General features: G+C 65.7%; 14 protein-coding genes. 9 read left to right on the forward strand and 5 right to left on the reverse strand.

Translation table 11 applies throughout. The features are described from left to right. Positions 1 to 113 precede the first annotated feature (113 nt). Positions 114 to 1,610, reverse strand: a complete 1,497-nt coding sequence (scpC, locus tag LV28_RS32920; protein WP_038617992.1) for a succinyl-CoA:acetate CoA-transferase ScpC — start codon at positions 1,608 to 1,610, stop codon at positions 114 to 116. Between the two features lie 198 nt (positions 1,611 to 1,808). Between scpC and LV28_RS32925 the strand changes: the two genes are divergently transcribed. Continuing rightward, complete coding sequence (locus tag LV28_RS32925; RefSeq protein WP_038617988.1) at positions 1,809 to 2,726, forward strand: LysR family transcriptional regulator; 918 nt, start codon at positions 1,809 to 1,811, stop codon at positions 2,724 to 2,726. Here the strand turns inward: LV28_RS32925 and LV28_RS32930 are convergent. Beyond that, positions 2,665 to 3,186, reverse strand: a complete 522-nt coding sequence (locus tag LV28_RS32930; protein ID WP_023595323.1) for a hypothetical protein — start codon at positions 3,184 to 3,186, stop codon at positions 2,665 to 2,667. The two genes, LV28_RS32925 and LV28_RS32930, sit on opposite strands and share 62 nt — an antisense overlap. A 250-nt stretch (positions 3,187 to 3,436) precedes the next feature. Between LV28_RS32930 and LV28_RS32935 the strand changes: the two genes are divergently transcribed. The 5 genes from LV28_RS32935 (at position 3,437) to LV28_RS32955 (ending at position 9,149) form a co-directional block, all read left to right on the forward strand. After that, entirely contained in the window at positions 3,437 to 3,820 is a 384-nt protein-coding gene (locus tag LV28_RS32935) for a CSS-motif domain-containing protein (protein ID WP_058371633.1), read from the forward strand. Between the two features lie 68 nt (positions 3,821 to 3,888). Continuing rightward, positions 3,889 to 5,028, forward strand: coding sequence for an EAL domain-containing protein (locus LV28_RS32940; RefSeq protein WP_058371634.1), 1,140 nt, complete (start codon positions 3,889 to 3,891; stop codon positions 5,026 to 5,028). Between the two features lie 319 nt (positions 5,029 to 5,347). Further along, the gene (locus LV28_RS32945; RefSeq protein ID WP_023595325.1) at positions 5,348 to 5,632 is read left to right on the forward strand and encodes a hypothetical protein; all 285 of its coding nucleotides are present in this window, start codon (positions 5,348 to 5,350) and stop codon (positions 5,630 to 5,632) included. Between the two features lie 753 nt (positions 5,633 to 6,385). After that, the gene (locus LV28_RS32950; RefSeq protein WP_038617981.1) at positions 6,386 to 7,741 is read left to right on the forward strand and encodes an MFS transporter; all 1,356 of its coding nucleotides are present in this window, start codon (positions 6,386 to 6,388) and stop codon (positions 7,739 to 7,741) included. A 187-nt stretch (positions 7,742 to 7,928) separates the two neighbouring features. Next, positions 7,929 to 9,149 carry a multidrug effflux MFS transporter gene (locus tag LV28_RS32955; RefSeq protein ID WP_025248942.1) on the forward strand — a complete coding sequence of 407 codons (1,221 nt, stop codon included), beginning with the start codon at positions 7,929 to 7,931 and terminating at the stop codon, positions 9,147 to 9,149. Positions 9,150 to 9,238: 89 nt separating this feature from the next. Here the strand turns inward: LV28_RS32955 and LV28_RS32960 are convergent, their stop codons facing one another. Further along, complete coding sequence (locus tag LV28_RS32960) at positions 9,239 to 11,584, reverse strand: cytochrome P450/oxidoreductase (protein ID WP_025248943.1); 2,346 nt, start codon at positions 11,582 to 11,584, stop codon at positions 9,239 to 9,241. Positions 11,585 to 11,905: 321 nt separating this feature from the next. Here LV28_RS32960 and LV28_RS32965 point away from each other — a divergent pair, with 321 nt between their 5' ends. The 3 genes from LV28_RS32965 (at position 11,906) to LV28_RS32975 (ending at position 15,754) form a co-directional block, all read left to right on the forward strand. Further along, a complete protein-coding gene (locus tag LV28_RS32965) occupies positions 11,906 to 12,811 on the forward strand; it encodes an IclR family transcriptional regulator (RefSeq protein ID WP_081326848.1) in 906 nt (301 codons plus the stop codon). A gap of 294 nt (positions 12,812 to 13,105) precedes the next feature. After that, the gene (locus tag LV28_RS32970) at positions 13,106 to 14,020 is read left to right on the forward strand and encodes a 4'-phosphopantetheinyl transferase family protein (protein WP_029753838.1); all 915 of its coding nucleotides are present in this window, start codon (positions 13,106 to 13,108) and stop codon (positions 14,018 to 14,020) included. A 129-nt stretch (positions 14,021 to 14,149) separates the two neighbouring features. After that, positions 14,150 to 15,754, forward strand: coding sequence for an ABC transporter substrate-binding protein (locus LV28_RS32975; RefSeq protein WP_028731098.1), 1,605 nt, complete (start codon positions 14,150 to 14,152; stop codon positions 15,752 to 15,754). Between the two features lie 99 nt (positions 15,755 to 15,853). Here LV28_RS32975 and LV28_RS32980 read toward each other — a convergent pair whose 3' ends face one another. Both LV28_RS32980 and ilvD read right to left on the reverse strand, forming a co-directional pair. Then, positions 15,854 to 16,744, reverse strand: coding sequence for an NAD(P)-dependent oxidoreductase (locus LV28_RS32980; RefSeq protein WP_038617977.1), 891 nt, complete (start codon positions 16,742 to 16,744; stop codon positions 15,854 to 15,856). Continuing rightward, positions 16,741 to 18,486: a dihydroxy-acid dehydratase gene (ilvD, locus tag LV28_RS32985; protein WP_023595333.1), complete on the reverse strand. Its 1,746-nt coding sequence runs from the start codon at positions 18,484 to 18,486 to the stop codon at positions 16,741 to 16,743. Before ilvD ends, LV28_RS32980 begins: the two co-directional genes overlap by 4 nt. Positions 18,487 to 18,509: the final 23 nt, after the last annotated feature.

An 18,509-nucleotide genomic window follows, 5' to 3' on the forward strand; every position in this document is an offset into this window, starting at 1 on the left:
ATGCGTCCCATGTGCGGTGCGGCACCGACTTGCCGATCAGCGCTGTCGATGCCGATGGATCGTTCCGCGCTCAGCCGCGGCCCGGTTGAGCGGCCGGCACGGACCGTCCTGCGTCACTTCCCCGCGAGCATCGAGCCGCGCTCGCGCAGGTTGATGTGCATGTCGAAAGCGCGCTCGAGCGCGTGCGGCGTCTGTCCGCCATATCGCAGTGCATCGCGGTAGTAGTCGCGCAGCACGTCGCGGTAGCTCGGGTGGGCGCAATGGTCGATCACCAGATTCACGCGCTCGCGCGGGGCGAGCGTGCGCAGGTCGGCCAGACCCTGTTCGGTCACGATGATGTCGACGTCATGCTCGTTGTGGTCGACGTGCGGCACCATGGGAACGATGCTCGATATCCTGCCGTCCTTGGCGATCGACTTGGTGGCGAAAATCGCCACGCGGGCGTTGCGGGCGAAGTCGCCCGAGCCACCGATGCCGTTCATCATGTGCGTGCCGCCCACGTGAGTGGAATTCACGTTGCCGTAAATATCCGCTTCGAGCGCGGTGTTCAGCGCGATCAGACCTAGACGGCGAATGACTTCGGGGTGGTTGCTGACTTCCTGCGGCCGCAGCACGAGTTTGTCGCGATAGCGCTCGAGGTGCTTGAATACGCGGTCCTGAACGGCTTGCGACACCGTGATCGACGACCCCGAAGCGAATACCATCTTGCCCGCATCCATGAGCTCGAAGGTCGAGTCCTGGAGTACCTCGGAATACATCGTGAGATCCTCGAACGGCGATTCGAGGAAGCCCGAGAGCACCGCGTTCGCGATCGTGCCGATGCCCGATTGAATGGCGGGCAGCGTGCGCGGCAGGCGTCCACGCGAGACTTCATGCTGGAAGAACTCGATCAAATGGCCGGCGATCATTTGCGTTTCGGCGTCGGGCGGCAGCGCATTCGAAGCGCTGTCGGGCGTATCGGTGATGACGATGGCCGCGATCTTTTCGGGAGCGATCTTCACCACGTTCGTGCCCACGCGGTCGCGCACGTCGACGATGGGCAGCGGCGTGCGGTGCGGGCGCTGGGCCGGAATCCAGATGTCGTGCATGCCCTCGAACGCGAGCGGCTGCGCGAGGTTGATCTCCACGATGACCTTGTCCGCGAGAATCGCGAAGCTCGCCGAATTGCCGACTGACGAGCTCGGCACGAGTCCGCCGTCTTCCGTGATGGCCACGGCTTCGATCACGGCCACGTCGAGCCGGCCGAACTGGCCGGCGCGCAAGAACTCGACGGTCTCGGACAAATGCTGGTCGACGAACATGACCTCGCCGCGATTGATCGCGCCGCGCAACGTCGTGTCGACCTGGAACGGCAGGCGCTTGGCAAGCACGCCGGCCTGCGTGAGCGTCTTGTCGGAGTCGTGCCCGAGCGATGCCCCGGTGATCAACGTGATCTTCATTGGGTGGGCCTTTGCCCGCTTTGCCAGCGCAATCGGCATGTCCTTGGCGTCGCCGGCGCGGGTGAATCCGCTCATGCCGACCACCATGCCGTCGCCGATCAGCTTCGCGGCATCGTCGGCGCTCATCACCCGGTCGCGCAGCGACGCCAGGCGGATGCGATCTTCAAACATCGTGACGCTCCTCGTCTCTCTTATTCGAATCTCTTGAATTCGGCGCGTGTCCCGGAGATTCTCGGGCGCGGTTCGCGCTTGACTCGAAGTGTATTGACCCATCGGTCACATTTCCAATATATTGAACATAGAGTTTTCATATTTTTTATGTATTGATGGCGCAAAGCCCAATGGGCACGGGCCATCTGGGGAACCGTCATGGAATTGCGGCATTTGCAATACTTCATTGCCGTGGCCGAGGAGCGTCATTTCACGCGGGCGGCGGCGCGCGTGGGCATTCAGCAGCCGCCGTTAAGCCTGCAGATTCGGCAGTTGGAAACGGAATTGGGCGGCGCGCTGTTCGTGCGCCTGCCGCGCGACGTGGTGCTTACGGAACTGGGCGAGGCCTTCCTGCCTGAGGCGCGGCAGATCCTCGAGCGAGTGGCGCGCGTCAAGCGCCGAATGCAGCAAATCTCGCGCGGCGAAGCGGGGCATATTCACATCGGGTTCGCCGGCGCAACGTATTTCGAACCCCGCATTCCTGCCTGGATCCGTGACTTTCGCGCGCGTTATCCGGACGTTCAGTTGCATCCTCAGCAAAGCAACACGGCGAATCTGCTGGCGGCGTTAGGGGATGAGACCGTCGATGCGGCGTTCGTGCGAACGCCGTTCGAATGGCCGCCCGGCATTGCAAGTGTGCCCGTGGCCGACGAGCCGATGGTGTTGGTGCTGCCGCTCGGGCATCCGATGTGTGCGCGCGAGCGCGTGCCGCTGTCGGCATTGGCGAACGAGGAATTCATTCTCCTGCCGCGAGATATCAGTCCGGCGTTGTACGACCGCACGATCGCGGCGTGCGAATCGGCCGGATTTCGGCCGAAGCTCGGCCAGGAAGCGCCACAGATCACGTCGATCGTGCCGATGGTCGCGGCTGGCTTCGGCGTGTCGCTGGTGCCGGCGTCGGTCAGTCAGATTCGTACGCCGGGCATGGGGTTCTGGCCGATCGAGGGCAAGGTGCCGCTCGCGCCGATCAGTCTCGCCTATCGCGAAGACCACGGGTCGGCGGCACTCGAGCGCTTTATTGCGATGCAGCCGGCAGACTCGCCAGACAGTGACGACAGCGCACGGCCTGAAGCTTGACGTATTCGCCGCAGTAAAGGCACGCCTTTTCGTCGGGGAGAATGTCTGCACTTTGGTTCGCACTCCGCACATCTAACGCGGGGGCTGGAACTACCGGGGCGAGGACGATGCCGGTCTTGCCGCGCGTGGAGGCGCTCGCCCGGTAGGCGTCGTAGCCTCGCTGGCCGGCACTGGCAACGTCCGCGTCGCTTGCACTGGCCCAGCCGTTGGCACGCAGGCGGCCCACGAGCAGCGGGTGAATCAGCAGCGAGTAGAGCAGGCAGGTGGCGGGTAGCGAGAGCGCGAGCGCCGATTTCCAGATCAGCGCCGGGCCGATGGCGAGCGTGATCCACGCGAGTGCGTGCCACGGGAAGCCGTAGGCCATCAGATAGAGCGGGCCGAGGAAGAAGGCCGCGACACACGACAGGTATGTGATCTCGACGACATCCCCGTTCGCCGGATTGCGAAATTTGAGCGTCATGGCGAAGCCGTGAGGGTGAAGGCGTAGGGCGCCACTTTAACCGGGCGCCGACCCCAATTCGTCCTACTGCCGAATGTCCGCGCAATGCCCCGCGGAGCGGGGTGGCGGGGCCGGCGGCGCCGCGGTTCTTTGCGATATGGCGCGGCCTCGCGCGCACTCGTGTGGCAATCCGATACATCGGCGTGGCAGTGCGCTACACTTCCGCCATGCCCCCGCAGGGATCCGGGGCGTCACGTGGACGGCACACGCCATGCAAACGCTACAAAGGCTGGCTCGCTGGCTGCCGGTGCTGGCGGGGGCGATCGCCGGCATGCTGATCATGCTGGTGGTCGGACAGATCGTGCAGACGCGCATCGACGACTTCCGGCTGCGCGCGTACGTGCAGGACATCATGGGCTTCATGAGCGACGCGTCGGTCTCGAGCCGCGACGCACTGCAAAGCGCGATGTACAGCGGTGCGGTGCCCTGCACCGACGAGGACATCCTCGCGCTGCGCCGCGTCGCCATGCGCAGTCCCTATTTCCACGACATCGCGCGCGTGCACGGCTCGCACCTGCTGTGCTCCGCGGTGGCCGGCCGTCTGGCGTCGGCGCCCGAACTGCCTCCCCGAGTCACGAAACCCGCAACGGCCTGAAGCTCTGGCATACGCTCACGGGCATCGTCACGCCCGGCGTACGCGTCAATGCGGTTGGTCTTGGGGACGTGGTCGTATTCAGCCCGCCGGTGCTGCCTGACCGGCTGGTCACGCCCGCCCGGGGCTTCGCGTCGGTGGCGTCGACGAGCGACATGCGTTTCCAGTTCTGGCGTGCCGGCCTGTTCGATGACCAGCAGCGCATCCGGCCGGGCGAGACGTCGCGCTGGCTCGATGTCGGGGTCGTGCGACGCTACTCGGCTTGCTCGAACCGGGCGGACGTGTGTGCCTCGGCCGTGTACGTGTCGTCGAGCCTTGCCGGCAACCCAACCGGGCTGGCGCTGGCGCTGGCGATCGGTGGACTGGCAGGAGGATCGGTCGGGTTGTCCTGGCGAGCGCGCCGGCGATACCGAACGTCCATTGACTGGGTGACGCAGCAGGCCGCGGAAGCCGGGGGCATTCACGTGGTCTATCAACCGCTGGTGCGCCTGAGCGATCGCAAGATGGTGGGGGTGGAGGCGCTTGCGCGGCTCAACGACACCTCAGGCGCGCCGATTTCCCCCGATATGTTCATCCCGATCGCGGAACGGCGCGGTGTGCTCGGGCTCATCACCCGACAGGTCGTGCGCCGTGCGCTCATCGAGATGCACGGGCGGGCGTTGGCCGACCCAGAGTTTCACATCAGCATCAATCTCGCCGCGGCGGACGTCGTCGACCGCAGTTTCCATACCTACCTCAACCACATGGCGGCATCGCTGCGCGTGCCACGGGCGCAGATCGCACTGGAGATCACTGAGCGCTCGACCGATAACATGAAGCGATTGCGAGAGGCACTCGACCGGCTGCGTGCGGATGGCTACCAGATCCATATCGACGATTTCGGCACCGGCTTTTCCAATCTCGCCTACCTGTCGACATTGAACGTCGACGCGCTGAAAATCGACCGGATGTTCACGCACGCAATCGGGAGCGACGCGGTGGGCAGCGCCATCGTCGATCAGATCTGCAAGATGGCCGCGCTGCTCGAGGTGGATGTCATTGTCGAGGGGATCGAAACCCAGGCGCAGGCAGACTACATGCTCGCGCTGTCGCCGCGCGCCATCGGGCAGGGCTGGTTGTTCGGCAAGGCAGTGCCGGCCGATGCACTCGGTTCCGGTGTGGCCGGCGCACGGGCGCCGGAGGCGGTCGATGCGCCTGGCGAGCGCGCGTGAACATGGGCGATGATGCGGGCAGGCGGCCTGCCGGCGGAGCTTGCGATACGGCGCGTGTCCCCGAGCGAGGCTGACGCGGTTCGGCACACTGCCGTGCGCGCATCAGGCAAATTACCGAGAATAACGACAGGGATTCGGGACTAGAGTGAAAGCACCGTGGTCATGAAGTGCCCCCGACCTCCACGGACTGTCCGGCTCGCCGTCTTGGCGAGCCGCTTTTTTTTCCGATTGTCGGACGGTATTGTTGAACATGTTACGATTTCCGAAAAAACAGCATTGGCTGGCAGTTCCATAGCTGTCGCTTTACGGAAGGGGACATATGACCGACTCATTTCATTTTTCCTGGCACTACGTCAGCCACACGCCGCCAGGGCGTCCGTTTGAACTGGCCGGTGCCGTGACACCGCGCGCGGATGAACGCTTCGACGGCGCCGTCGATGCCTATTGCGACGGTCACTACATCGGCCGCTGCGAATTCTCGAGCATTACGGCGCGAGACGCGTCGTCCGCGGCCGCACAGATTCGTAAGCGCATCGAGCAACGCATCGAGGATCGCGTTGCCAACGAGAGCGCGACGGCTCCCACTTCGACTTCCTCGCACTGAACGCGGCGCCACCCGCCGCCGCTTCCTTGCATTCGTCACAACGCCGCCATTGCGTCGTGCCCGTACGAGCGCGCCAGTGCCCTTTGGGGTAACGCGCGACGCGGGCCATGGCTGGCGCGCGCCCTCATCTTCCTTGTCCTCCCATCGTCCTTGCGGCAGTCTGCGTCGCACAGAACCGGCGCGCAAAAAAAAAACGGCCAGCGCGTTGCTGGCCGTGAAATCCACCAGGAGGAGGTGGAGGAGACAGGTGCAACTATATCAGGGAAATCCCTAGACGGGTAAACCTTCTTTAAAAAATCTGTAGAAAAACCACAACTGCGACAATTCGTCGCTTTTCGATCGTCGGATCGTCCTCGAGACGCCACGCCCACGACCCTCGTCGTCTTCTGAGCATCTTCCAACAGAAACTCGGGTCGCTTCCCATCCCGAAGTGGAGAAAAACCACAGACCGGTCTCGCATCGTGCGCCGTGCGGTCGGTCGCCGGATCGATCCGGTCGAGGGCGCTGTCCCCCTGGCATCCGTCGGGAATCTAAGTGTTTACACTGAGCATCGATTTACGTTCGGCGGGATAAACTTCCGCAAAGCGTAATTTCGTGGGCTGAACATGGCCGGGTACGGTCGCGTTTTGCCCCGAAATCGCCTGTTGACCCGATTGGAGGGGGCAGGGGGCCTGGCACGAGGCAACGAACCAAGAAACCGGCGCCTCGACCGGAACGCAATGACACGAAGTTGCGAGAACGTTTGGAGACAGAATGAAAGCAGCACAAGTGAATGTGGGCGCGCTTATCGACGAGAGTCGTCTTGGCCCGTACCAATGGTGGGTGATCGTGTTGTGCGCGATGTGCCTGGTCGTTGACGGCTTCGACGTGCAGGCCATGGGGTACGTCGCGCCGGTCGTGATTCGTGAGTGGGGCATCGCCAAGGAGACGCTCTCCCCGGTGTTCGGCGCGGGACTGTTCGGCATGCTGGTCGGTTCGCTGACCTTCTCGGCGCTGGCCGACAAGCTGGGCCGGCGCCCGGTGCTGATCGGCGCCACGCTCTTTTTCTCCGTGTGCATGCTCGTCACGGGCTTCGCCAATACCATCACCGAGCTGGTCGTGTGGCGTTTCGCCGCGGGCCTGGGCCTGGGCTGCATCATGCCCAATGCCATGGCGCTGGCTGGTGAATATAGCCCGCGTCGCATGCGCGTGTCGCTCATGATGATCGTGTCGTGCGGCTTCACGCTGGGCGGCGTGGTCGGCGGGCTCATCACCGCTGCCATCATTCCGAGCCTGGGCTGGCGCGCGGTGTTCTACATCGGCGGCGCGATTCCGCTGGTGCTGGGTCTGCTGATGTGGATCTCGCTGCCGGAATCGATTCAGTTCCTGATGTTCAGGAAGAGCGACAACGCGCGCATCCGCAAGCAATTGCTGCGCGTCGCGCCCGGCGCCGACGTGCCGGCCGGCGCACAGTTCGTGCTCGACGAGCAGAAAGCCAAGGGCGTGCCGTTCATCGAATTGTTCAAGGACGGCCGCGCACGGGTGACGCTGCTGCTGTGGGTCATCAATTTCGCCAACCTGCTCGACATGTACTTCCTGTCGAACTGGCTGCCGACGGTGATCCGCGACGCCGGTTACTCGACGCAGGTCGCCGTGATGGCCGGTACCGCGCTGTGGGCGGGCGGTGTGATCGGTACGTTGTTGCTCGGTCGCGTGATCGACCGCGTGGGCTTCACGAGCGTGCTGGCCGTCACCTTCCTGATCGCCATTGCGGCCACCGCGGCCATCGGCAATCCGGTAGTGATGGTGTCGATGGTGGCCGTTTTCATTGCGATCTTCTTCGCGGGCTTCTCGATCATCGGCGGGCAACCGGCGCTCAACGCGCTGGCGGCGACCTACTACCCCACATCGCTGCGCTCCACGGGCATCGGCTGGAGCCTGGGTGTCGGCCGGATCGGCTCGGTCCTCGGTCCCGTGCTGGGGGGCGCGTTGATGCACCTGCAATGGTCGTCCTCGTCGCTGTTCCTCGCGGCGGCCGTGCCGGCATGCGTGTCGTTGATCGGTGTGCTCGCCATTGCCCGTTCCCAACGCGGCGATCGCGGCAATCTGCGCACCGCGACCGCCGGTTGAGGGCGTCTCGTTGCTGGCGTTGCGGGACTGTCGGGGCCGGTCCGAGCAGCCATGAGCAGCGGTTAGGGGTCCGATAACGATCGAGTATGAAAGTGCGACGCCCGCCGGCGTTATCATGGCGGGCGTCGTTCATTTTGCGGCGGCATCTGCGATGCGCCACGCGTCGCGTTGAATAACCAGAACGACAATGACATCGACGTCCGAACTCTCTCCTGCGTTGCCGTCCGAGCGCGTGCTGCTCGGCATTCTCGGCCTGTTCATGATGATCGCGCCGGCCTCCACCGACATGTACCTGCCGGGGCTGGTGACCATGCGGCATGAGCTGGACGCGAGTGCGGCCGCCGCGCAACTCACGCTGTCGTACTTCTTCCTCGGCTTCGCGTTCGGACAACTGCTCTGGGGGCCGCTGGCCGACCGCTTTGGCCGGCGTCGCCCGATGGCGGCGGGCATCGCGCTGTACATCTTCGGCAGCATCGGCTGCGCCTTCGCCGACAGCATGGATCACATGATGGTGTGGCGCTTCGTGCAAGCGCTGGGCGGCTGTGCGATGCCGGTGATAGCGCAGGCCATCGTGCGCGACGTCTACGGTCCGCGCAACAGCGCGCGCGCCTTCTCGATCATGCTGCTGGTGATGAGCGTGGCACCGATCGTGGCGCCGCTCGTCGGCGGCCAGATGCTGCGATTCACCTCCTGGCGCGTGATCTTCGGGGTGCTCGCCCTGTTTGGCGCGGTGGCGATGCTTGCGCTGTGGCGCCTGCCGGAGACGGGGGCGGTGCATGCGCGTCAGGCGGGCGGTCCGCGCGCGGTCGCGGTGTCGTACTGGCAACTGCTGCGCGATCCGCATTTCGTCGGTTACATGCTCGCGGGCGGGGCGGTCTTCGGCGCGTCGTTCACCTACATCACGGGTACGCCGCTCGTGTACATGGAGTACTTCCACGTGTCGCCGCAGTTCTTCGGCGTGTTGTTCGGCATCAACATCGTGGGCATGGCGGGCATGACGGTCTTTAATTCGCGCCGCGTCGGGCAATTCGGGCCCTATCGCCTCATGCGCGTGGGTATCGTCGGCTGCGCGATCGTCACGTCGGTGCTGTGCGCGACGGTTTGGCTGGGCTTCGCGCTGCTGCCGCTCATGGTGATGATGCTGTTCCTGTTCATGTCGCTGCGCGGCATCATCACGGCCAATTCGGTCGCGGGCGCGCTGGCCAATCATCCGACGCGCGCAGGCGCGGCAGCGGCGTTGGTGGGTAGCGTCCAGTACGGCTTCGGCTTTGCCGCGGGCGGGCTGCTCGGGCTGTTCAACGATGGCACGCCGCGTCCGCTGGTGGCTGTCATGTGTGGCTTCGCGCTGCTGGCGCTCATCGCATTGTTCACCATGCTGCGTGACCCGCACGGTGCCCGTGCGCATTGACGTATCCACCGACGCGTAACGTGCGCGGGACGAAAAAGGGGGGGCGCCGCGGCACCCCCCCTTTGCTTTGCCTCGAGCGAGGCCGCGCGTTACAACGCCAGCACCAACTTCTTGCCGCAGGCGCGTGAGCAGCACGACATCATCTTCGTGTTGGCGTCGCGTTCCGCGCGCGTGAGCACCACGTCGCGGTGGTCCACGTCGCCTTCGAGGACCTGCACTTCGCACGACCCGCACAGCCCTTCCTCGCAATCGCTCTGCACGTCGATGTTGGCTGCGCGCAGCGCCGTGAGCAGTGTCTGGTCCGCCGGCACCGTCAACGTGATGCCCGAGTCCTTGAGCGTGACTTCGAACGCATGCTCCTTCTCGGGATCGAGCGTGCCAAGCTGCGACTGGAAATGTTCGACGCGCAACGTATCGTCCGGCCAATGGGCGCAGCATTCGGCCAGCGCATCGAGCAGGCGCACCGGGCCGCAAGCGTAGACCTGCGTACCGGCTTGCGGCGTGGCGAGCAAGGCGACGTAATCGGCACGCTGGCCTTCGTCCTTCACCCACAAGTGCAAACGCTCGCCATGCAGTGCCCGAAGCTCGTCGACGAGCGCCATCGTGCGACGGCTTCGGCCGCTGTAATGGATCTCGTAATCCATGCCGAGCGCCTTTGCACGCCGGGCCATCGCGGCAATCGGTGTGACGCCGATGCCGCCGGCCACGAAGATCGCGCGCGGCGTGGTTTCGTCCAGGCGGAAGTGGTTGCGCGGGCCGCGCACGCGCAGCCGATCGCCGACCTTGACCTGTGTGTGCATCCAGTTCGATCCGCCGCGGCCCTGCGGCTCGTGCAGCACGGCGATTTCGAACGCACCGACGTCCGCCGGGTCGCCGCAAAGCGAGTATTGACGCGAGAGCCCGGTATCGCCGCATTCGACGTCGATGTGCGAGCCGGGTGCCCAGCGCGGCATGGCACGGCCGTCGGGCGCCACCAGGCGCAGCTTGACGATACCGTCGGCCACGGGCGACACCGACTCGACCACGACCGGACGTGTCACGCTGTGGCCAGACGGTTCGCCAATGCGCACCGGCGAATGGCGCGCCAGAATGGACGGATCGCGCAACTCGGGATTCTGCGCCGGATCCCACTCCACCCAGAGATGCTCGGGGCCGCGGAACGACGTGTTGGGCACGTACGTGAACTTCTGCTCGGCGAGCTTCATGTGCGGTAGCCGACGCGTGAACTCTTCCAGGAAAATCTGCATTTCCATGCGGGCGAGATTCTTGCCCATGCACTGGTGCGAGCCGTAGCCGAACGTCAGTTGGTCGCTGGCATTCTCACGACGGATGTCGAACAGGTCGGCATCGGCGAAATGGGCTTCGTCATGGTTGGCCGACGACGTCACGATGAGCAGCTTGGCGCCCGCGGCAATGTCGACGCCGCCGATGTTGACGTCCTTCGTCGCGAGGCGGCGCCACGCGGCGACCGAGCCGTTGTGACGCAGGCACTCCTCGACGGCGTTCGGAATGAGCGACGGGTCTTCGCAGATCTCGCGCCACACGTCGGGGTGTTGCAGCAACAGTTTCATCGCGTTGGCGGTGGCGTTGGCGGTCGTCTCATGCGCGGCCACGATGCCTGCCATCATCATCGAGTGCAGATACGAATCGGTGACGACTTCCGGGTGTTCCTTCTGCTTGCGAATGCCGTACTGCATCCAGCCCGGGCCGTCCGGGTTCTGACGCATCTTGTCGAGAATCTTGCCGGCGAGCTGCCAGAAGTTGCCGACTGCGTGCGCCACCGCCACCTGTTCCTCGGGCTTGGGGCGCCCCCAGGTATTGACCGTGTGCGCAATGGAATACTCGCGCAGTTTGTCCATGTCTTCTTCCGGCACGCCGAGGAAGTGCAGGGCCACGGTGAGCGGCACTTCCCACAGCATCTGGTCGACGAGATCGGCGCGACCGTCGTTCACGAACCGGTCGACGTATTCGCGCGCAAGCTGGCGCACGAGGGGTTCGTGATGCTTGAGATGCTCCGGCGTGAACGGCTCCATCAGCACGCGGCGTCGCGGCATGTGCGCCGGTTCGTCTTCGTTGACCAGTGTGCGATTGAGCGCGAAACCATAAGACGCGAGCACGGCATTCGCTTCCGGCCCCGTCGGCGTGATCTTCTCCAGCGCGATCGAGGGGCTGAAGGTGATGTTGTCGCGGAAGATCGCCTTGATGTCGTCGTAGCGGGTCACCACCCAGTAGCCGAGCTTCGGGCTGTAGAACACCGGCTCCTGCTCGCGCGCCCATCGCACGTACTCGGGGGGATCCTGCTGATAACCGTCTTCGAACGGGTCGAACTCGGCGGCGCGTGCGCTGATCGGGCATCCGTTCGGGGCCTTTGCCGCCGTGGCCTGATGAAACGGGCAGGCGCCGGTGTCGGCGGTGGGGGAACTCGTTTGACTCATCCGTTCACGCTCTCTCGGTCAGGGGCGAGGCCGATCCACGTCAACCCATGCAGGGCGCGCGGCGACACACGCAATATTTCAAGTGTAGAGGAGCGCCGCGTGGGCAGGCGGCGTGTGCGTGGCGGCAACGCTCGCCCGCGAATGACACGGACGTCTCCTCGTCTCGATGGGAGTCGCGCGATGCGTCGTCGCACGCGTGTTCCCATTCTCTGTGTTGGTTAAGCGTAAATATAATACGCATTGCGTAAATTGGTGGACTGGGGTTAACCTCTAGGGCTAGCGACATCGGCCAATCTCGATTTGCATCATAAAATCTCGCCGATGACGACAAGCAAACGACCCACAGCAGGCCGTCCGCGCAGCGCGGCGGCGTCTTCCTCGGTGACGAACCGCGTCGCGGCGTCCGACAGCGAGCCCGTCGACGCGCCGCGCGAGCGCGGTCGCCGGCAGCGTGTTCAGTCCGCCGAAACCGGCATGGTGGTCCTCAAGGGGCTGGCCCGGCTGGGCGGGCGCGCCAGTCTGACCGCCCTTGCCGCGCACGTTCAGCAAAGTCCCGCGAAGGTACATCGTTACCTGATGAGTCTGGTGGAAGAGGGGTTGGTCGCCCAGGATGCCGACTCGCAACATTACTATCTGGGGCTGGAAGCCATGCTCATCGGCGTGGCCGCGATGCGCCAGGCGGATCCGGTGCGCGCGGCCGAACCCGGATTGGTGCGGTTGCGCGAAGCCTTCGACGTCACGTGCTTCATTGCCGTGATGGGCAACAAGGGGCCGACCATCGTGCGCTTCGAGGAGCCGGGGTTGCCGGTGACGATCAATGTGCGCATCGGCTCCGTCATGTCGGTCCTGTGGTCGGCGGCCGGACGCGTATTCCTTGGCCTGCTCGACGACCCTCAGGTGCTTGCCATGGCCGAGGCGGAACTGGCGCATGCCTCGCCGGATCAACGGGCGCTGCTCGACGCCGAGGAGCCCATCGGCGCACTGCGTGCCGCGGTGCGCGCGGCACAGGGCGCGAGCGTTCGCGATACGAACCTGACGGGCATCAGCGCACTCGCGGCGCCGGTCTTCAATTACGACGGTCGGCTCGTCGGCGTGATCACGGCGCTGGGCGCGACGGGAGGATTCGATCCAAGCCTGGACGGCCCCATCGGCGAAGCCGTGCGCCGCGAAGCGCTGGCCGCCAGTCACGCATTGGGTTACCGCCCGCCGCTGCCCGCCGGCGCCTGACGCTTCGGCGCGCGGAGGCCATGCGGCCGCCCGCGCGCCTTCGTCAGAGTTTCGGGCGGATCGCCACGATTCCCGGACGTCACCCCGTCACCCCCGCACCGCAGGTGCCCGGAAAGCATCGCACCTGACGAATCCGCCACGCTATATGGAATTTCCCACCCGGCGACCCTTCGTCTAACACGGCGTCTTGTGCTAACATTTGGTAATGATTCTCATTATCAAATGAATGGCCGCCGATGACGGGAAGGCAGGACACGTCATGGGAGACCTCACCTGCGGAGGTCGCAAGTGTTGATGTTGAAACGAACCGTCGATCTGACGCCGTGCGTCGCTTCGATTCCGACGCCGTCCCTGACGTACGTGCCGTTGGGGCAGTTCGGGCAGGGCGACCGAAAGCTCACGGGCGACGCCCGTCATCGTGCGTTGGCAAGCAGCGACATGGCTGCGGCGGGCGCGGCGGGCGATGTCCGCGCGGGGGCGTCGCACTGCGAGTGTGGCGTCGACGAGCTGTGGTTGTGGCGTTTTTTGCTGGCTGGGCGTCCGTTCGGCGCCACGGGCGCGGCGGCGGGTGGCCCGGACGACGGCGCGACCTGGCTTTCGGCCGCAGAGCATTCGCTCGCACGGCGGTTGCCGCGCGCGCAGATGCGTCATCGTTTCCTGTCGGAGCGCATCGCCTTGCGATGGATCTTCGGCCGCTGGTTCCGTTGCACGCCGGCGCAGGCGCCTGTGCCGGCCGCCACGCCCGGCGTGTCGAGGCTGGCGTGCGACGGTCCGCACGGCAAGGTCTGGATTGACATGGCTCACGCGGGTCTTTGGCTGTTCGTGGCAATGGGGCAGGGGCCGCTCGCGCTGGCGGCGCACGCGCCGACGCCAGGCGGCGCCGACGATGGCGACGCTGGCGATGCCCGACCGGCGTGGCCAATGGCAACGGCAACGGCAACGGCGCCGGAGGCGTCGTCCGGCGGGACCGATCCGTTGGCCGTGGCGCGCGACACGGCGCATCGTCTCTGCCTGGCAAGGCTCTCGGGCGAAGGGGATGTGTTGACGTCGAGCGCGGATGTGCCGCTACTCGCGCATCCTTACGTGAGCGTGCCCTACGCGGGGCGCACACGCTACCTGTATGACATGTCGGTCAGCTCGCGTCTGACCGTCGTGGCCGCGCGCGACAGCATCGTGCATCGCGTGCGGGCATTCGGTTGGCAAAACTGACGGAAATCTTTGGGAGACGACAACACCGCCGACACGGCGATGCCGGTGGAGAAAGGCAGGTGTCCTGAATTTGCGCTATTCTGGCCCGCTGTTTCGCCCAATGTCATCGACTTCCTGGAGAAGAAGCTCATGCGCCGTTGCCCGCGTAGTACGCTGGCTGCCGTTCTGGCCGCCCTTTCCCTGCCGATGGTGCCGCTCGCGGCTCATGCCAAGGCGCTCACCGTGTGCACCGAAGCGAGCCCCGAGGGCTTCGATGTCGTGCGCTACAACTCGCTGACAACGACCAACGCATCGGCCGATACGGTGTTCAACCGGCTGGTCGAGTTCGACGCGGCACAGGCCAAGGTGGTGCCGAGCCTGGCGACGAAGTGGGAAGTGAGTCCCGACGGGCTCACCTACACGTTCACGCTGCGCCCGAACGTGAGCTTCCACAGCAACGAGTACTTCAAGCCCACGCGCGCGTTCAATGCCGACGACGTCGTCTTCACCTTCGATCGCATGCTCAACGACAACGCGCCGTGGCACAAGCTCACGCCGTCCGGTTTCCCGCATGCGCAGTCGCTGTCGCTGGGCAAGCTGATCAAGTCGGTGCGCAAGGTCGACGATCACACTGTTCGCTTCACGCTCTCCGAACCGGACGCCGTGTTCCTCTCGATGCTGTCGATGGGCTTTGCGTCGATCTATTCGGCGGAGTACGCCGACAAGCTGGTGGCCCTCGACAAGACGGACGAGATGAATGCGAAGCCCATCGGGACCGGCCCGTTCATCCTGCGCAGCTATCAGAAGGACAGCGTGGTGCGCTACGACGCCAACAAGACTTACTTCGGCGGCGCGCCCGCGTCCGAGCGTCTGATCTACACGATCGTGCCCGATCCGGCGGTGCGGGCGCAGAAGGTGAAGGTCGGCGAGTGCCAGATCGCCCTGTCGCCCAAGCCGCTCGACGTGCAGGCCGCGCGCGGCGACAAGACCCTCAGGGTCGTGCAGACCCCGGCATTCATGACGGCGTTCGTGGCAATCAACACGCAGCACAAGCCGCTGAACGACGTGCGCGTGCGTCAGGCGCTGAACCTGGCGTTCGACAAGCCGAACTACGTCAAGCAGGTCTTCGAGGGATCGGCCACGCCGGCGGTCAACGTCTACCCGCCGAACACATGGAGCTATGCCAGCCAGGTCGCCGATTATCCGCTGAACGTCGAGAAGGCGAAGAAGCTGCTCGCGGACGCGGGCTTCCCCAAGGGTTTCGAGACGACCATCTGGACACGTCCGGCCGGCAGCCTGCTCAACCCGAATCCGCGCGTGGGCGCCGAGATGCTGCAAAGCGATCTCGCGAAGATCGGCGTGAAGGCCCAGATCAAGACGGTGGAGTGGGGCGAGCTGATCCGACGCGGCAAGGCGGGCGAGCATGACCTGCTGTTCATGGGGTGGTCGGGGGACAACGGTGATCCGGACAATTTCCTCACGCCGCAATTCAGCTGCGCGGCCGTGACCTCGGGCACCAACTTCGCGCGCTTTTGCGACGCCAATCTCGACAGGCTGATCGCCGACGGCAAACGCACGCACGACTTGGCGGCGCGCACGGCGAAGTACCAGGCGGCGCAAAAGATGATCAAGGACGACGCCCTGTGGATTCCGCTGGCGCATCCGGTCGCCGCGGTCATCACGCGTGCCGGTGTTTCGGGCTACCAGGTCAGCCCGTTCGGTCGTCAGTACTTTGCGACGGTGCAGGTGAAGTAACGGCGGGGGCGCGTGAGGCGAGCCCGAATGAAAAAGCCATGTCCGGCTACGGACATGGCTTTTTTCATGGCTGGACGCCGTGCGGCGGCGCCTGGACCGTCACGCGTCGGGCGCGCTCTGCGCCTCGCCAATGCGATAGACCTGCGACAGATCCCACTCGCCCATGCCGCGGGCAACCGCGTCCCGGAGCAGCCGGCGTACTTCCGGCAGCACGCGCTGCACGGTCGCACTCGCATGCGCGAGTTCGGCAATCGCATCGAGGTCCTTGAGCATCACGCGCACCGTGCCGGTGGCATGCTCGGGCGGATTCACCATGCGCGGCCACAGCGTTTGAAGCAGTATCGAGTCGGCCCAGCCGCCCTGCAGCGCCATCGGCACGGCCACCGTATCGATGCCGTTGCGCCGGGCGAGCACATAGGCCTCCGCCAGCCCGGCGAGGGTGGTCGCCACGATGGCCTGATTCGCGAGCTTCGTGGTCTGACCGGCGCCGATGTCGCCCATGCGCGTGACGCGCGAGGCAAACGCGCGCAACACGGGCGTCACGGACTCGATCGCCTGCGCGGGCCCGCCCGCCATGATGGCCAGCGTGCCCGCTTCGGCACCGCCCGTGCCCCCCGAGACCGGCGCATCGATCCACCCATTGCCGGTGGCCTTGGACCAGCGCGAGGCGAGCGTGCGCGTGAGCGCAGGCGACAACGTGGAGTGGTCGACGAGAAAGCGCGGCGGCGTGGTGGCATGCACGAGGCCGTGCTCGCCGAAGACCACGTCCTCCACGGCCTTGCCGTCACCGAGGCAGAGCAGCGCGATGTCGACGCTTTCCCCAAGCGCCCGTGGCGTGGCGCAGGCGATGGCACCGGCTTCGGTCAACGCCGAGAGTTTGGCGCCGGACCGATTCCAGACGGCGACATCGTGTCCGGCGGCGAGCAGGCGCCGCGCCATCGGTTCGCCCATGCGGCCGATGCCGCAAAAACCTAAGCGTCGGGTTGTCATCGCTTCGCTTCCTCCGGGGTCGGCGTTTCTCCGAGCGAGGCTTCGTAGGGCCAGTCGACGGCCCCCGAATGGGTCACGGCGCCGAACTTGGCCGGGCGCACGAGCGCTTCATACTTCTCCAGTACGCCGCCGAGGCGCGCGCGCACGAACGGCTTCGCCTCGGCCGCGCGCGCGGCCAGCGCTTCGTCGGAGAGTTCGACGTCGAGCGTGCCCCGGATCGCGTCGATGTGGATGCGATCGCCGTCGCGCAGCAAACGGATCGGACCGCCCGACGCCGCTTCCGGGCCGACGTAGCCGATGCACATGCCGCGCGTGGCGCCCGAGAAACGGCCGTCGGTGAGCAGCGCGACTTTCTCGCCCATGCCCTGTCCGTAGATCGCCGCCGTCACGCTGAGCATCTCGCGCATTCCCGGGCCGCCTTTGGGACCTTCGTTGCGGATCACGAGGACGTCGCCTTCGCGATAGGTGCCCGCGGACACCACCGCCATGCAGTCCTCTTCCGTCTCGAAAACACGGGCGGTGCCCGAGAACACCAGTTGCTTCAGACCGGCGGTCTTGAGCGCTGCGCCGTCGGGTGCGAGGTTGCCGCGCAGGACCACCAGTCCGGCGTTTGGCGAGAGCGGTTCGGTGTGCGGTCTGACCACGCGTCCGTCGGGTCCGGGGAAGGCGCGCAATGCGACTTCGAGCGTCTCGCCGCTTTGCGTGAGCGTGTCGCCGTGAAGGTGTCCGCCGGCGAGCAGCGCGTTGAGCACGGCCGGCACGCCGCCGACGTGATGCAGGTCCACCGCGAGGTAGCGTCCGCCCGGCTGCATGTCGCCGATGAGCGGCGTGCGTGCGAGCACTTCGGAGACATCGTCGAGCGTGAATTCGATGCCGGCCTCATGCGCGATGGCCGGGATGTGGAGCATGGCGTTGGTCGAGCCTCCGGTGGCCGCCACGGCGGCACACGCATTCTCGAGGCTCTTGCGCGTGACCAGGTCGCGTGGCAGCGGCCCGCCGTTGCGCAGCGCGCGCATGACGTGCTCGCCGGCGCGCCGGGCGATCGCGATGCGTTCGCTGTAGACCGCGGGCACCATCGCCGAGCCGAGCGGGGCGAGACCGAGCACCTCCGCCACCATGGCCATCGTATTGGCAGTGAACTGTCCCGGGCATGAGCCGGCGGTCGGGGTGCAACGCTTTTCGATGCCGCGCAGTGTCTGCGCGGACATGTCGCCTCGCTGCGCCGCGCCTACCGCCTCGATGGCGGTGAGGATGGTGGCCTGCGAGCCATCGGGCGCCACGCCGGGGAGCATGGCGCCGCCGAACAGGAATACGCCGGGAACGTTCACGCGCACCATGCCCATCAGAATGCCGGGCAGGGTCTTGTCGCAGCCCGCCACGCCCACGAGGGCGTCGTAGCAGTGGGCGCGCACGAACAGCTCGACGCTGTCGGCAATCGTCTCGCGCGAGACCAGCGAGAAGCGCATGCCCGAGTGGTTCATCGAGGTGCCGTCCGACACGGAAATCGCCGAGCCGCGAATCGGCACGCCGCCTCCGGCGGCCACGCCCAGTCGGACGTTGTCCGAGATCTGGTTGAGCGACATCGAGCAGGGCGTGTTCTCGCCGAAGGTATCCACGATCGCGACGAACGGCTTGTCGATGGCGTCGTCGTCCAGGCCGGTGGCGCGCAGAAAGGCGCGGTGCGGCGTGCGCGTCACGCCTTCGGTGACGGTGCGCGAGCGGTGTTTGTGCAGATCTGTCATGGGGGGCTTCCTTGGGGCGCGAT

Origin of the sequence: Pandoraea pnomenusa (assembly GCF_000767615.3) — a bacterium.
GTDB classification, from domain to species: Bacteria; Pseudomonadota; Gammaproteobacteria; order Burkholderiales; family Burkholderiaceae; genus Pandoraea; species Pandoraea pnomenusa.

Bases quoted from the DNA above. Each gene is read 5' to 3' on its own strand.
- scpC (WP_038617992.1), bottom strand. From the start codon at position 1,610: ATGTTTGAAGATCGCATCCGCCTGGCGTCGCTGCGCGACCGGGTGATG.
- LV28_RS32925 (WP_038617988.1), top strand. From the start codon at position 1,809: ATGGAATTGCGGCATTTGCAATACTTCATTGCCGTGGCCGAGGAGCGT.
- LV28_RS32930 (WP_023595323.1), bottom strand. From the start codon at position 3,186: ATGACGCTCAAATTTCGCAATCCGGCGAACGGGGATGTCGTCGAGATC.
- LV28_RS32935 (WP_058371633.1), top strand. From the start codon at position 3,437: ATGCAAACGCTACAAAGGCTGGCTCGCTGGCTGCCGGTGCTGGCGGGG.
- LV28_RS32945 (WP_023595325.1), top strand. From the start codon at position 5,348: ATGACCGACTCATTTCATTTTTCCTGGCACTACGTCAGCCACACGCCG.
- LV28_RS32950 (WP_038617981.1), top strand. From the start codon at position 6,386: ATGAAAGCAGCACAAGTGAATGTGGGCGCGCTTATCGACGAGAGTCGT.
- LV28_RS32955 (WP_025248942.1), top strand. From the start codon at position 7,929: ATGACATCGACGTCCGAACTCTCTCCTGCGTTGCCGTCCGAGCGCGTG.
- LV28_RS32960 (WP_025248943.1), bottom strand. From the start codon at position 11,584: ATGAGTCAAACGAGTTCCCCCACCGCCGACACCGGCGCCTGCCCGTTT.
- LV28_RS32965 (WP_081326848.1), top strand. From the start codon at position 11,906: ATGACGACAAGCAAACGACCCACAGCAGGCCGTCCGCGCAGCGCGGCG.
- LV28_RS32970 (WP_029753838.1), top strand. From the start codon at position 13,106: ATGTTGAAACGAACCGTCGATCTGACGCCGTGCGTCGCTTCGATTCCG.
- LV28_RS32975 (WP_028731098.1), top strand. From the start codon at position 14,150: ATGCGCCGTTGCCCGCGTAGTACGCTGGCTGCCGTTCTGGCCGCCCTT.
- LV28_RS32980 (WP_038617977.1), bottom strand. From the start codon at position 16,744: ATGACAACCCGACGCTTAGGTTTTTGCGGCATCGGCCGCATGGGCGAA.
- ilvD (WP_023595333.1), bottom strand. From the start codon at position 18,486: ATGACAGATCTGCACAAACACCGCTCGCGCACCGTCACCGAAGGCGTG.